At 43.1% G+C, this 13094-nt stretch carries 17 protein-coding genes; all 17 read left to right on the top strand.

The features are described 5' to 3' along the window. The first annotated feature begins 329 nt into the window (after positions 1-329). The 17 genes from blpZ to NMM25_RS07140 all read left to right on the top strand — a co-directional run bounded on the left by blpZ (position 330) and on the right by NMM25_RS07140 (position 13094). Complete coding sequence (blpZ, locus tag NMM25_RS07220) at positions 330-578, top strand: immunity protein BlpZ (protein ID WP_254726622.1); 249 nt, start codon at positions 330-332, stop codon at positions 576-578. Between the two features lie 30 nt (positions 579-608). Continuing rightward, the gene (locus NMM25_RS07215; RefSeq protein WP_254726620.1) at positions 609-1220 is read left to right on the top strand and encodes a CPBP family intramembrane glutamic endopeptidase; all 612 of its coding nucleotides are present in this window, start codon (positions 609-611) and stop codon (positions 1218-1220) included. A gap of 162 nt (positions 1221-1382) precedes the next feature. After that, a complete protein-coding gene (gene ccrZ / locus NMM25_RS07210) occupies positions 1383-2177 on the top strand; it encodes a cell cycle regulator CcrZ (protein ID WP_000363019.1) in 795 nt (264 codons plus the stop codon). Next, entirely contained in the window at positions 2174-2809 is a 636-nt protein-coding gene (gene trmB / locus NMM25_RS07205; RefSeq protein WP_001266088.1) for a tRNA (guanosine(46)-N7)-methyltransferase TrmB, read from the top strand. Before ccrZ ends, trmB begins: the two co-directional genes overlap by 4 nt. 126 nt (positions 2810-2935) lie before the next feature. After that, positions 2936-3415 carry a ribosome maturation factor RimP gene (gene rimP, locus NMM25_RS07200; RefSeq protein ID WP_000338695.1) on the top strand — a complete coding sequence of 160 codons (480 nt, stop codon included), beginning with the start codon at positions 2936-2938 and terminating at the stop codon, positions 3413-3415. Positions 3416-3457: 42 nt separating this feature from the next. Continuing rightward, positions 3458-4594 (top strand): transcription termination factor NusA, encoded by a 1137-nt coding sequence (gene nusA, locus NMM25_RS07195; RefSeq protein ID WP_000032277.1) that lies wholly within the window; start codon positions 3458-3460, stop codon positions 4592-4594. Between the two features lie 21 nt (positions 4595-4615). Continuing rightward, positions 4616-4909: an RNase P modulator RnpM gene (locus tag NMM25_RS07190; RefSeq protein ID WP_000857564.1), complete on the top strand. Its 294-nt coding sequence runs from the start codon at positions 4616-4618 to the stop codon at positions 4907-4909. Next, positions 4902-5201, top strand: a complete 300-nt coding sequence (locus NMM25_RS07185) for a YlxQ-related RNA-binding protein (protein ID WP_001041395.1) — start codon at positions 4902-4904, stop codon at positions 5199-5201. Before NMM25_RS07190 ends, NMM25_RS07185 begins: the two co-directional genes overlap by 8 nt. A 16-nt stretch (positions 5202-5217) precedes the next feature. Further along, the gene (gene infB, locus NMM25_RS07180) at positions 5218-8004 is read left to right on the top strand and encodes a translation initiation factor IF-2 (RefSeq protein ID WP_254736406.1); all 2787 of its coding nucleotides are present in this window, start codon (positions 5218-5220) and stop codon (positions 8002-8004) included. 250 nt (positions 8005-8254) lie between these two features. Beyond that, positions 8255-8605 (top strand): 30S ribosome-binding factor RbfA, encoded by a 351-nt coding sequence (rbfA, locus tag NMM25_RS07175; RefSeq protein WP_001273601.1) that lies wholly within the window; start codon positions 8255-8257, stop codon positions 8603-8605. A 161-nt stretch (positions 8606-8766) separates the two neighbouring features. Continuing rightward, entirely contained in the window at positions 8767-9546 is a 780-nt protein-coding gene (locus tag NMM25_RS07170; RefSeq protein WP_000840376.1) for a hypothetical protein, read from the top strand. Between the two features lies 1 nt (position 9547). Further along, a complete protein-coding gene (locus NMM25_RS07165; protein WP_000505783.1) occupies positions 9548-9730 on the top strand; it encodes a hypothetical protein in 183 nt (60 codons plus the stop codon). 213 nt (positions 9731-9943) lie between these two features. Beyond that, positions 9944-10177 carry a DUF1858 domain-containing protein gene (locus NMM25_RS07160; protein WP_000368739.1) on the top strand — a complete coding sequence of 78 codons (234 nt, stop codon included), beginning with the start codon at positions 9944-9946 and terminating at the stop codon, positions 10175-10177. Then, positions 10177-11511 (top strand): DUF438 domain-containing protein, encoded by a 1335-nt coding sequence (locus NMM25_RS07155; RefSeq protein WP_254736405.1) that lies wholly within the window; start codon positions 10177-10179, stop codon positions 11509-11511. The genes NMM25_RS07160 and NMM25_RS07155 overlap by 1 nt, the downstream gene beginning before the upstream one ends. A 9-nt stretch (positions 11512-11520) precedes the next feature. Then, positions 11521-11775: a DUF1912 family protein gene (locus tag NMM25_RS07150; RefSeq protein WP_254736404.1), complete on the top strand. Its 255-nt coding sequence runs from the start codon at positions 11521-11523 to the stop codon at positions 11773-11775. Positions 11776-11872: 97 nt separating this feature from the next. Then, on the top strand, positions 11873-12268 hold the full coding sequence (locus tag NMM25_RS07145) for a helix-hairpin-helix domain-containing protein (protein ID WP_220107331.1): 396 nt from the start codon (positions 11873-11875) through the stop codon (positions 12266-12268). Positions 12269-12524: 256 nt separating this feature from the next. Further along, entirely contained in the window at positions 12525-13094 is a 570-nt protein-coding gene (locus NMM25_RS07140; protein ID WP_254736403.1) for a GNAT family N-acetyltransferase, read from the top strand.

Genomic DNA, 13094 nt, shown 5'->3' with positions numbered 1-13094 from the left:
TTGATGTGAGGTTCTGATGAGAGCTGAAAGCATGGTAACAACGAATCATGAGAAGTTAGTCAATCCTATAGTAGTCAGGAAAATTCTATATTGGAAGTGGAGCGAAAGGTGAACAATTGAAAGTAGAATTGTCTGTTTTGATTATTTGTTTGATAGGATGGTAGTATGAAAATATAAATGGTGACTATTCAGATCTATTTAATTTGTGCAGCTGGTGGGGGCGGCAGTTTCGGTTTTATGGCCACATTAGAGGATTTGATTGGTATATAGAGTTATTAATCCAGGTATTTCTTTGAGTTTATACTCTCTATGCTGTATAGGAATACATCATGTATAAACACTTATTTTTCCTAGATTCAAAAACCTTAGACTGGTTGACGCCCTATATTCTAGTCTTGGCTTCTGACACCATTGCCTTTAATGTTTTTGTGCTAACCTTTATATCTGTTGTGATCTTTTATTTCCTAAATCCCATGTTAGCTTTAATGGCTATATTCTTAGGGGCTGGTTATGTGGTCGGATTTTGGTTACTCAAATGGTTTGTTTTGGAAAGGCTAGAGCTAAAAGATGACGTGTAGGGAAGTCTGTTTGGTGGGGAGGATAGTTTTATGAGAATTTTTAATAAATGTCATGCCTTGTTTTTGGGATTTTTAGTCTTTGCAATCGTTGGTGCAGCGGGATATTCCGTCAATCAAGGGGATTATTTTCAACACCAGTATACATTCATTGTTGTAAAGAGTCTCTTGCTTTTCCTTAGTTTTGGCTATGCGAAATGGTTTGACATGATTTCTTTTGGTATGTTAAGCAAGAAACAACTCTTGCTGTTCATTGGAATCTTTCTTCTTACGGTGCTGGTAAATATAGGCTATCATGCTTTTTTCTCAGTTGTTTCTGGTGCTTCGGCTCAACACCTTGAGGAAACGAGTAAAGGACTGTCGCTTTCCTTTATTGTTAGTGCTACAGTTTTGGCACCAATCCAGGAGGAACTCATGTTCAGAGGACTTTTTCAGGGGGCTATATTTGAAAATTCTTGGTTAGGGCTTGTACTGACTTCCTCTCTCTTTTCTTTCATGCATGAACCTTACGATGTGCCTTCGTTTTTCTATTATCTACTTGGGGGCTTGTTGCTGGGGGTTGCTTATAAAAAGAGCCAAAATTTGTGGGTTTCTACTCTAGTCCACATGTCTTACAACAGTTTGCCACTTTTAACTTATTTCTAAAAATCATGAAAAGGTAAGCAGACGATGATGCTTGCCTTTTTCTTTTCATAATAATGGCTAAAGCCAATCTAGAGGCTTTTCTTTGAGAATTGGGTGTGGACTGGTTGACGAATAGACCAAAAACTAGTAGAATAGTAAGGAAACTTTATACGGAGGAAATAAATGGACTTGGGTGATAATGAGCTAACGCTGACCCCTATCCCTGGGAAGAGTGGCAAAGCTTATATGGGAAGCTACCCTGATGGGAAGCGCGTCTTTGTAAAAATGAACACCTCTCCAATCCTACCTGGCCTAGCCAGAGAACAAATCGCTCCTCAATTACTATGGACTCGTCGTTTGCCAGATGGCCGTGATATGTGTGCTCAGGAATGGCTGACGGGTAAAATCTTGACCCCTTACGATATGAATCGCAAGCAGATTATCAATATCTTGAACCGCCTTCACCGCTCGCGTCCTTTGATGAAGCAGTTGAGCCGTTTGGGATACACCATGGAAACACCAGTTGATTTGCTACGTTCTTGGCAGCAAGGAGTTCCAGAAATCTTGAAGCAGAATCACTATTTGAACAGTGTGATTGCTGAGCTAGGTAAGACGGTTCCAGGTTTTAGGGAAGACCATGCAACGATTGTGCATGGGGATCTTCGTCATAGTAATTGGATTGAAACAGAGAGTGGACTCGTTTATCTAGTAGATTGGGATTCGGTTCGTCTGACGGATCGTATGTTTGATGTGGCGCATTTGCTATGTCATTACATTCCGGATCATCAGTGGCGCCAATGGTTGAGAGACTACGGCTATAAGTACAATCAGACAGTGTTAGATAAATTGTATTGGTATGGTCAGTATTCTTACTTGAACCAGATTGCCAAATACTGTGAAAATCAAGATTTAGACAATGTAAACCGGGAGATTTATGCCTTGCGCGTCTTCCGTGACAAGTATGGAAAGAAGAGATGAGAGTTAGAAATCGTAAAGGGGCGACAGAATTACTAGAGGCCAATCCTCAGTATGTAGTCCTCAATCCCTTAGAAGCTAAAGGGAAATGGCGAGACTTGTTTGGAAATGATCATCCTATTCATGTAGAGGTTGGAAGTGGGAAAGGGGCCTTCGTATCTGGAATGGCCAAGCAAAATCCTGACATCAACTACATCGGGATTGATATCCAAAAGTCGGTATTGAGTTATGCCTTGGATAAGGTATTAGAAGTTGGAGTGCCCAACATCAAGTTGCTGTGGGTAGATGGTTCAGATTTGACTGACTACTTTGAAGACGGTGAGATTGATCGTCTCTACCTAAACTTTTCAGATCCCTGGCCTAAAAAACGCCATGAAAAACGTCGTTTGACTTACAAGAGTTTCTTGGATACCTTCAAGCGCATTTTGCCTGAGAATGGGGAAATCCATTTCAAGACAGATAACCGTGGCTTGTTTGAGTACAGTCTAGTGAGCTTTTCTCAGTATGGGATGAAACTCAACGGTGTTTGGCTGGACTTGCATGCTAGTGATTTTGAAGGCAATGTCATGACAGAGTATGAGCAAAAATTCTCCAGCAAAGGTCAAGTGATCTACCGAGTTGAAGCAGAATTTTAAGAAATAGCTTGAAAACCAGCCGTTTGAGTGCTTATGCTTTACATAAATTGATAAACGTGCTATACTGATAGTAAGAATATGAGAAAGAGAGGCGGGGAAATATCTTCGCCTCTTGCTTATGAGGAGGTGGACGCAATCGCAACAATCGTAGAATTAGTCAGAGAAGTTGTAGAACCTGTCATCCAAGCGCCTTTCGAGCTCGTGGATATCGAGTATGGAAAGATTGGCAGTGACATGATTCTCAGTATTTTTGTAGATAAACCCGAAGGAATTACCTTGAACGACACGGCAGACCTGACAGAAATCATCAGTCCTGTCCTAGATACCATCAAGCCCGATCCCTTCCCAGAACAATATTTCCTAGAAATCACCAGTCCAGGCTTGGAACGCCCTTTGAAAACCAAGGATGCTGTCGCTGGAGCGGTTGGGAAATACATCCATGTCGGGCTCTACCAAGCCATCGATAAACAAAAAGTCTTTGAAGGTACCTTGGTATCCTTTGAAGAGGATGAGTTGACTATGGAGTATATGGACAAGACACGTAAGAAAACCGTCCAAATTCCATACAGTTTAGTATCAAAAGCACGTTTAGCAGTAAAATTATAGAAAAGAAAGGATAGCTTTTGAGGATTCAAAAGTGAAGAAAACATGAGTAAAGAAATGCTAGAGGCCTTCCGCATTTTGGAAGAAGACAAGGGAATCAAAAAAGAAGACATCATCGACGCAGTAGTAGAGTCGCTTCGTTCCGCTTATCGTAGACGCTATGGTCAGTCAGATAGCGTAGCCATCGACTTTAATGAAAAGACTGGTGACTTTACTGTCTATACTGTTCGTGAAGTTGTAGATGAAGTATTTGATAGCCGTTTGGAAATCAGCTTGAAAGATGCCCTTGCCATTAATTCAGCCTATGAGCTTGGTGACAAAATCAAGTTTGAAGAAGCACCTGCTGAGTTTGGTCGTGTAGCAGCCCAATCTGCCAAACAAACCATCATGGAAAAAATGCGCAAGCAAACACGTGCCATCACTTACAATACTTATAAAGAACATGAACAAGAAATCATGTCTGGTACAGTAGAACGATTTGACAACCGCTTTATTTACGTCAACCTTGGCAGCATCGAAGCCCAATTATCAAAACAAGACCAAATTCCTGGAGAGGTGTTTGCTTCCCATGACCGTATCGAAGTCTACGTTTACAAGGTTGAAGACAACCCTCGTGGTGTCAATGTCTTTGTTAGCCGTAGCCATCCTGAAATGATCAAACGCTTGATGGAGCAAGAAATTCCAGAAGTTTACGATGGAACTGTTGAAATCATGAGCGTAGCCCGCGAAGCTGGTGACCGTACGAAAGTTGCCGTTCGTAGCCACAATCCAAACGTGGACGCTATTGGGACAATCGTTGGACGTGGTGGTGCCAATATCAAGAAAATCACCAGCAAATTCCACCCAGCTCGTTACGATGCCAAGAGTGACCGTATGATTCCTGTTGAAGAAAACATCGACGTTATCGAGTGGGTAGCAGATCCAGCTGAGTTTATCTACAATGCCATCGCTCCTGCTGAGGTTGACCAAGTTATCTTTGATGAAAATGACAGCAAACGTGCCTTAGTCGTTGTGCCTGATAACAAGCTTTCTCTTGCTATCGGTCGTCGTGGACAAAACGTTCGCTTGGCGGCTCACTTGACGGGTTACCGTATCGATATCAAGTCTGCCAGTGAATTTGAAGCTATGGAAGAAGCAGGCCAAGTGGATTACGCAGCTGCGGACGAATTGATCGAAGAATAAAAGCTGCTAGAGGAGGGAAAGATGAAAACAAGAAAAATCCCTTTGCGCAAGTCTGTTGTATCCAACGAAGTGATTGATAAGCGTGATTTGCTCCGCATTGTCAAGAACAAAGAAGGGCAAGTCTTTATCGATCCGACAGGCAAGGCCAATGGTCGTGGCGCTTATATCAAGCTAGACAACGCAGAAGCCCTAGAGGCCAAAAAGAAGAGAGTCTTTAACCGCAGCTTTAACATGGAAGTGGAAGAAAGCTTTTATGACGAGTTGATCGCCTATGTGGATCACAAAGTGAAAAGAAGAGAGTTAGGACTTGAATAAGCAAAAGATAAGTAATCTCTTGGGACTTGCTCAACGAGCAGGCCGGATCATATCGGGTGAGGAATTGGTGGTTAAAGCCATCCAAGACCAGAAAGCCAAGCTAGTCTTTCTAGCCCATGATGCTGGTCCTAATCTGACCAAGAAGATTCAAGATAAAAGTGACTATTATCAAGTAGAAGTTATAACCGTGTTTTCAACACTGGAATTAAGCATAGCAGTCGGGAAACCGAGAAAGGTTTTGGCTGTGACAGATGCTGGATTTACAAAGAAAATGAGGTCTCTTATGGAATAGAAGAGGAGGACATGATTTGTCTAAGAAAAGATTGTACGAAATCGCAAAAGAGCTTGGAAAAGAAAGTAAAGAAGTTGTAGCGCGTGCAAAAGAGTTGGGCTTGGATGTGAAAAGCCACTCATCGAGCGTGGAAGCTGCTGCTGCTGAACAAATCGCAGCTAGCTTTAAACCTGCACCTGCTCCTAAAGCAGAAGCAAAACCTGTAGCACCAAAAGCAAGTGTAGAAAAGAAAGCAGAAAAGCCTGTATCAGCTAAACCAGCTGCCGCTAAGGAAGAAAGCAAATCAGCTACACCTGCAGCTCCTAAGGAAGAAAAAGTAGTGGCCGCAAGACCACAGAGTCGAAACTTCAAGGCGGAGCGTGAGGCGCGTGCCAAAGAGCAGGCAGAGCGACGCAAACAAAACAAGGGCAACAACCGTGACCAACAACAAAACGGCAACCGTCAGAAAAACGATGGTCGTAATGGTGGCAAACCTGGTCAAGGAAACCGCGACAATCGCCGATTTAACGACCAAGGGAAAAAACCACAAGGTCAAGGGAATCGTGGCAATGATCGCCGTCAGCAACAAGACTTCCAGCCAAAACAAGCTGGCCCACGTGTTGACTTTAAAGCCCGTGCAGCAGCCCTAAAAGCAGAGCAAAATGCAGAGTACGCACGCTCAAGCGAGGAGCGCTTCAAACAATCGCAAGCAGCCAAAGAAGCCTTGGCTCAAGCTAACAAACGCAAGGAGCCAGAGGAAATCTTTGAAGAAGCTGCTAAGCTAGCTGAACAAACGCAGCCAGCTATAACAGTAGCTCCTGTAGCGAAAGAAGCGCCAGTGGATACACGTCGTAAAAAACAAGCTCGACCAGACAAAGAACGTGACGATTATGATCACGAAGAAGATGGTCCTAGAAAACAACAAAAGAATCGAAGTAGTCAGAATCAAGTGAGAAATCAAAGAAATAGTAACTGGAATAACAACAAGAAAAATAAAAAAGGGAACAAGCAAAACAACCGTAACCAGACTCCAAAACCTGTTACAGAGCGTAAGTTCCACGAATTGCCAACAGAATTTGAGTATACAGATGGTATGACTGTTGCGGAAATCGCAAAACGTATTAAACGTGAACCAGCTGAAATCGTTAAGAAACTCTTTATGATGGGTGTGATGGCCACACAAAACCAATCCTTAGATGGAGAAACCATCGAACTCCTCATGGTGGATTACGGTATCGAAGCCAAACAAAAGGTTGAAGTGGATAATGCCGACATCGAACGTTTCTTTGTCGAAGATGGCTATCTTAATGAAGATGAATTGGTTGAGCGTCCACCAGTTGTAACCATCATGGGACACGTTGACCATGGTAAAACAACCCTCTTGGATACCCTTCGTAACTCCCGTGTTGCGACAGGTGAAGCGGGTGGTATCACTCAGCATATCGGTGCCTACCAAATCGTTGAAAATGGCAAGAAGATTACCTTCCTTGATACACCAGGACACGCGGCCTTTACCTCTATGCGTGCGCGTGGTGCCTCTGTTACCGATATTACCATCTTGGTTGTAGCGGCTGACGACGGGGTTATGCCTCAGACTATTGAAGCCATCAACCACTCAAAAGCGGCCAACGTTCCAATTATCGTAGCTATCAACAAGATTGATAAACCAGGTGCCAATCCAGAACGTGTTATCGGTGAATTGGCTGAACACGGTGTTATGTCAACAGCTTGGGGTGGAGATTCTGAGTTTGTCGAAATCTCGGCTAAATTCAACCAAAACATCGATGAACTCTTGGAAACGGTCCTACTTGTGGCTGAAATCCAAGAACTCAAAGCAGACCCAACAGTGCGTGCGATCGGTACGGTTATCGAAGCGCGCTTGGATAAAGGAAAAGGTGCGGTCGCAACCCTTCTTGTCCAACAAGGTACCTTGAATGTCCAAGACCCAATCGTTGTCGGAAATACCTTCGGTCGTGTCCGTGCTATGACCAATGACCTTGGTCGTCGTGTTAAGGTTGCAGGTCCGTCAACACCAGTTTCTATCACAGGTTTGAACGAAGCGCCAATGGCGGGTGACCACTTTGCCGTTTACGAAGATGAAAAATCTGCGCGTGCGGCCGGTGAAGAACGTGCAAAACGTGCCCTTATGAAGCAACGTCAAGCTACTCAACGTGTCAGCCTTGAAAACCTCTTTGATACGCTTAAAGCTGGTGAGCTCAAGTCAGTCAATGTTATCATCAAGGCCGACGTACAAGGATCTGTTGAAGCCCTTTCTGCCTCACTTCAAAAAATCGATGTGGAAGGTGTGAAAGTTACTATCGTTCACTCGGCAGTCGGTGCCATCAATGAATCTGACGTGACTCTTGCCGAAGCTTCAAATGCCTTTATCGTTGGTTTCAACGTACGCCCTACACCACAAGCGCGTCAACAAGCTGAAGCTGACGATGTAGAAATCCGTCTCCACAGCATTATCTATAAGGTTATCGAAGAGATGGAAGAAGCCATGAAAGGGATGCTTGATCCTGAATTCGAAGAAAAAGTTATCGGTGAAGCAGTTATCCGTGAAACCTTTAAGGTATCTAAAGTCGGAACTATCGGTGGATTCATGGTTATCAACGGTAAGGTTACCCGTGATTCTAAAGTCTGTGTTATCCGTGACGGTGTCGTAATCTATGATGGCGAACTCGCAAGCTTGAAACACTACAAAGACGACGTCAAAGAAGTTACAAACGGTCGTGAAGGTGGTCTCATGATTGAGGGCTACAATGATATCAAGACTGATGATGTGATTGAAGCTTATGTCATGGAAGAAATCAAACGTTAAGATTTTTGCTCCTTTCTTAGGTGGTGAGGGACGCAAGCAAACCGATGGTTTCATTGCTTATTTTTGAACCTAGAGTCTCAAAAATCCCCTGTGATGGGACTGATAAATCAGTTTCATCACTTTCACCACGGTGAAAGAAGCGAACGAGTTCAAATTGAACTTCGTTTCAATTTGAACTGAAAATCAATAAGTTTAAAAATAGCTAGGTCTGCTGGCCTAGCTTTTGGTTCAAAGTAGAGAAAGGAATATCATGGCAAATCATTTCCGTACGGATCGTGTGGGCATGGAAATCAAGCGTGAAGTCAATGAGATTTTGCAAAAGAAAGTCCGTGATCCGCGTGTCCAAGGTGTGACCATCACAGATGTTCAGATGCTGGGTGACCTGTCTGTTGCCAAGGTTTACTACACCATTTTGAGTAACCTTGCTTCGGATAACCAAAAAGCTCAAATCGGGCTTGAAAAAGCAACTGGTACCATCAAACGTGAACTTGGTCGCAATTTGAAATTGTACAAAATCCCAGATTTAACCTTCGTCAAAGACGAATCCATCGAATATGGAAACAAGATTGACGAGATGTTACGCAATCTGGATAAGAACTAAGAAAGAGGGGGAACCCTCTTTTTTGTTACTGGAGTGCCAGATATGACGAGGCAATAATCTGTAAAAAAGAAAGTTAAACAAATGATTTTTTTGAAAAGGCTTTATATTTTTCTTATAGTATGATATGATAAGATGTGAAAAAAAGAAATAAGGAGATTGAAATGGCTGAACAAGATCTAGCTATGCAAGTATTGGAACAAGTGGTGAAACTACCTGTTGTGAAAGTTGATCGTTCAAAATTTTTAGTGGACAAGTTTTCTAAAGAATTAGATCCGAAGGATATCTCAACATTATTGGAGCAGGGTCCTTCTAGCTTGCTATCTCAGGAAATCTTAGATAGAGTTGCTAATGCTTGTATTATGGATAATGTCTTGCTGGCCAGTGGGACCTCGGTTTTAGCAGGCCTACCTGGAGGTCTTGCCATGGCAATTACCATACCAGCAGATGTAGCTCAATTTTATGCTTTTTCATTAAAATTAGCTCAAGAATTGGGGTATATTTACGGTTACGATGACCTTTGGGCTTCTCGTGATGAATTAAGTGAGGATGCTCAAAATACCCTCTTGCTATATCTTGGTGTCATGCTTGGGGTAAATGGTACAGCTGCCTTGCTTCGAGCAGGAGGTGTTGCTGTTGCTAAGCAAGTGATGAAAACTGTTCCTCAGAAAGCCTTGACAAAGACGCTCTGGTATCCAATTTTGAAAAAAGTTTTGAAAATTTTTGGTGTTAATCTGACAAAAGGAGGCCTAGCCAAAGGAATGGGGAAATTCATTCCTATCCTAGGTGGCATTATTTCAGGTGGCTTAACCTTTGCGACCATGAAACCGATGGGGGAAAGCTTGCAACAGGAGTTATCTAAATTAGTTAACTATAATGAAGAACAATATCAAGAAGACATAGAAACTATCCGAAAAGAAGCTGAAATCATCGAAGGTGAGTAATATGGGATTCATTAAAATTCTGACCAAGACTTACGGGAATTACTTTTTCGTGATGCAAAGCATCAAAGTCCTGAAGAACATGAAAAAAGATGACAATGCTCTAGTAGGTTTCGGGAAAGTACTGCTTGCTGACAAGCTGATGGATGTAGCCCAGTGGCTCGCAAAACCAGATGATAAGGAATAACTTGAAATGAAAGAAACTAGCAGGAACTCTTCTGCTAGTTTTTTAATCTCTTTCCATATGGTATAATATAAGCAGTAAAATCATTTTATACTCTTCGAAAATCTCTTCAAACCACGTCAGCTTCACCTTGCCGTACTTAAGTACAGCCTGCGGCTAGCTTCCTAGTTTGCTCTTTGATTTTCATTGAGTATTAGAACATACATGGAGGTCGTCATGGACAATATCATCGATGTGTCAATTCCCGTTGCAGAAGTGGTAGACAAGCACCCGGAAGTCTTGGAAATCCTAGTAGAGCTCGGTTTTAAACCACTTGCTAATCCCTTGATGCGCAACACTGTTGGGCGCAAAGTATCGCTTAAGCAGGGTTCTAAACTCGAAGGAACTCCTATGGACAAGATTGTCCGCACGCTAGAAGCAAACGGCTATGAAGTGATTGGATTAGACTAATGGCAGATGAACGGATTCATATCCTACGGGATATTTTGCTAGAATTGCACAATGGTGCCTCTCCTGAGTCGGTTCAGGAGCGTTTTGATGCGACTTTTACAGGTGTTTCAGCTATCGAGATTTCTCTCATGGAGCACGAATTGATGAACTCAGATTCAGGAGTCACCTTTGAAGATGTCATGGAACTCTGTGATGTCCATGCTAATCTTTTTAAAAATGCAGTTAAGGGTGTCGAAGTAGAGGATACCGAGCATCCTGGCCACCCCGTTCGCGTCTTCAAGGATGAAAATCTAGCTCTCCGTGCAGCTTTGATTCGCATTCGGAGACTGTTGGATACCTATGAGTCTATGGAAGATGAGGAAATGCTGGCAGAGATGCGCAAGGGCTTGGTACGTCAAATGGGGCTGTTGGGGCAATTTGACATCCATTATCAGCGCAAGGAAGAGCTCTTTTTTCCCATCATGGAGCGCTATGGTCACGATTCACCTCCTAAAGTCATGTGGGGAGTGGACGATCAGATCAGAGAACTCTTTCAGACAGCTCTAGCGACGGCTAAGGCACTACCAGAAGTGGCGATTTCCACTGTAAAGGAGGCCTTTGAAGCTTTTGCGACAGAGTTTGAAAGTATGATTTTCAAGGAAGAGTCCATCCTCCTCATGATTCTCCTTGAGTCTTTCACCCAGGATGACTGGATTCAGATTGCGGAGGAGAGCAATACCTACGGCTATGCCATCATTCGTCCGTCCGAGAAATGGGTGCCAGAACGACAGAGTTTCGTTGAGGAAAAGAGTGCAGAGGAGCTCGTGCAGCTAGACACGGCTGAAGGTCAAGTTCAGCAAGTTATCGATACGCCTGAAGGCCAGTTTACTATTACCTTTACCCCTAAGGAAAAGGAAGCGGTGCTGGACCGCCATAGTCAACAGGCTTTTGGCAATGGTTATCTCTCCGTCGAGCAGGCCAATCTCATCCTCAATCACCTCCCTATGGAGATCACTTTTGTCAATAAAGACGATATTTTCCAGTATTATAATGACAATGCGCCAGCTGATGAGATGATTTTCAAACGGACGCCGTCCCAAGTTGGGCGCAATGTTGAACTCTGCCATCCGCCTAAGTACCTAGAAAAGGTGAAGGCTGTTATGAAAGGTCTTCGTGAAGGTAAAAAGGACAAGTATGAAATGTGGTTCAAGTCTGAGTCGCGAGGCAAGTTTGTCCACATCACCTACGCTGCAGTACACGATGAGAACGGAGAATTTCAAGGCGTGCTAGAGTATGTTCAGGATATCCAGCCCTACCGAGAGATTGATACGGACTATTTCCGTGGATTAGAATAAGGAGAATCAATGAGTTACGAACAGGAATTTATGAAGGAATTTGAATCCTGGGTTAATACCCAGATCATGATCAACGATATGGCGCACAAGGAAAGTCAAAAAGTCTACGAAGAAGACCAAGACGAGCGTGCCAAAGATGCCATGATTCGCTACGAAAGCCGCTTGGATGCTTATCAGTTCTTGCTGGGTAAGTTTGAAAATTTCAAGGCAGGCAAGGGATTCCATGACTTGCCAGAAGGCTTGTTTGGCGAGAGAAACTATTAAAATACAGATACTTTCTTGATTTTTTCCCAAAATCTTGATAGAATATCTTTATTAAATCCTTGTCAGAGCAGGGATTTTTTATTGAAAGGATTTTATCATGTCAAAGAAACTCCAACGGAAAAAACAATTGCGAAATAGCCTTCGTCGCTCAGGTGCATTTTCAACTACAGTGACTAAGGTTGTCGAAGAGACCAAGAAAGTTGTGAAACACGCAGAAAAATCTGCTAGCGAAGCAGGAAAAGTTGTCTCTAAAAAAGTGGAACAAGCAGTAGAAGCGACTAAGGAACAAGCTCAAAAAGTAGCCAATTCTGTAGAAGATTTCGCAGCTACTTTGGGTGGCCTCTCAGTAGATCGTGCTAAGACTTTCTATGATGAAGGCATCAAGTCGGCTGCTGACTTTAAAAATTGGACTGAAAAAGAACTCCTTGCCTTGAAAGGAATCGGCCCAGCTACCATTAAGAAATTAAAAGAGCACGGAATCAGCTTCAAGTAATCTTTCTTGCCCCTTGCATTTCCGAGAAAAACTTGCTACAATAGAGCCATTAGAGGTGTTTTGAATCCCACATTTTACAGAAAGTGGCGGCGCTGAGAAGTCCACAAATGTGTCAAAACTGGTTGCTGATGGATGAAAAATTGAAATAAACAAAGATGCGGGCCTTGCCCGAAATTGGGTGGTACCGCGGATAAGCATATTCGTCCCTGTCATGTAGATGGCAGGGACGATTTTTTGTAGAAAGCGAGGTAGAAGGATGACAAGAGCAGAGTTGCCAGAACGTTTAGAAACCGAACGGCTAGTCTTACGAGTCCGTACCGTGGCTGATGTTGTGGATATCTTTGACTATGCCAGTAGGCCAGAAGTTTCCTACCCAGCAGGTTTTCCGCCCGTCAAGACCTTGGAAGATGAGATTTATTATCTAGAGCATATCCTTCCCGAGCGTAATGAAAAGAACAATCTCCCAGCGGGCTATGGAATTGTCGTTAAAGGAACCGATAAGGTCATCGGCTCTGTTGATTTCCCTCGTCGTCACGAGGATGATGTCTTGGAGATTGGCTATATCTTACATCCAGATTATTGGGGTTTAGGTTATGTTCCAGAAGCAGCGTGTGCCTTGATTGACCTAGCTTTTAAAAAATTGAATATGCATAAGATTGAACTGACTTGTTTTGGCTACAATGTCCAAAGTCAACGAATTGCAGAGAAACTTGGCTTCATCTTAGAAGCCCGCATAAGAGACCGCAAGGATGCCCAAGGCAACCGCTGTGACAGTCTCATATATGGCTTGCTGAGGAGTGAGTGGGGGAGTTTTTTTTACGAGTAA

This window comes from Streptococcus sp. CF10-1, from assembly GCF_024295825.1.
Lineage (GTDB): Bacteria > Bacillota > Bacilli > Lactobacillales > Streptococcaceae > Streptococcus.
This window is presented reverse-complemented; position numbering and strand designations above follow the sequence as displayed.

Coding starts and splice junctions, on each gene's coding strand:
- nusA (WP_000032277.1), top strand. CDS start 3,458: ATGAGTAAAGAAATGCTAGAGGCCTTCCGCATTTTGGAAGAAGACAAG.
- ccrZ (WP_000363019.1), top strand. CDS start 1,383: ATGGACTTGGGTGATAATGAGCTAACGCTGACCCCTATCCCTGGGAAG.
- NMM25_RS07140 (WP_254736403.1), top strand. CDS start 12,525: ATGACAAGAGCAGAGTTGCCAGAACGTTTAGAAACCGAACGGCTAGTC.
- NMM25_RS07145 (WP_220107331.1), top strand. CDS start 11,873: ATGTCAAAGAAACTCCAACGGAAAAAACAATTGCGAAATAGCCTTCGT.
- blpZ (WP_254726622.1), top strand. CDS start 330: ATGTATAAACACTTATTTTTCCTAGATTCAAAAACCTTAGACTGGTTG.
- NMM25_RS07165 (WP_000505783.1), top strand. CDS start 9,548: ATGGGATTCATTAAAATTCTGACCAAGACTTACGGGAATTACTTTTTC.
- NMM25_RS07215 (WP_254726620.1), top strand. CDS start 609: ATGAGAATTTTTAATAAATGTCATGCCTTGTTTTTGGGATTTTTAGTC.
- rbfA (WP_001273601.1), top strand. CDS start 8,255: ATGGCAAATCATTTCCGTACGGATCGTGTGGGCATGGAAATCAAGCGT.
- NMM25_RS07160 (WP_000368739.1), top strand. CDS start 9,944: ATGGACAATATCATCGATGTGTCAATTCCCGTTGCAGAAGTGGTAGAC.
- trmB (WP_001266088.1), top strand. CDS start 2,174: ATGAGAGTTAGAAATCGTAAAGGGGCGACAGAATTACTAGAGGCCAAT.
- NMM25_RS07170 (WP_000840376.1), top strand. CDS start 8,767: ATGGCTGAACAAGATCTAGCTATGCAAGTATTGGAACAAGTGGTGAAA.
- NMM25_RS07190 (WP_000857564.1), top strand. CDS start 4,616: ATGAAAACAAGAAAAATCCCTTTGCGCAAGTCTGTTGTATCCAACGAA.
- NMM25_RS07150 (WP_254736404.1), top strand. CDS start 11,521: ATGAGTTACGAACAGGAATTTATGAAGGAATTTGAATCCTGGGTTAAT.
- NMM25_RS07155 (WP_254736405.1), top strand. CDS start 10,177: ATGGCAGATGAACGGATTCATATCCTACGGGATATTTTGCTAGAATTG.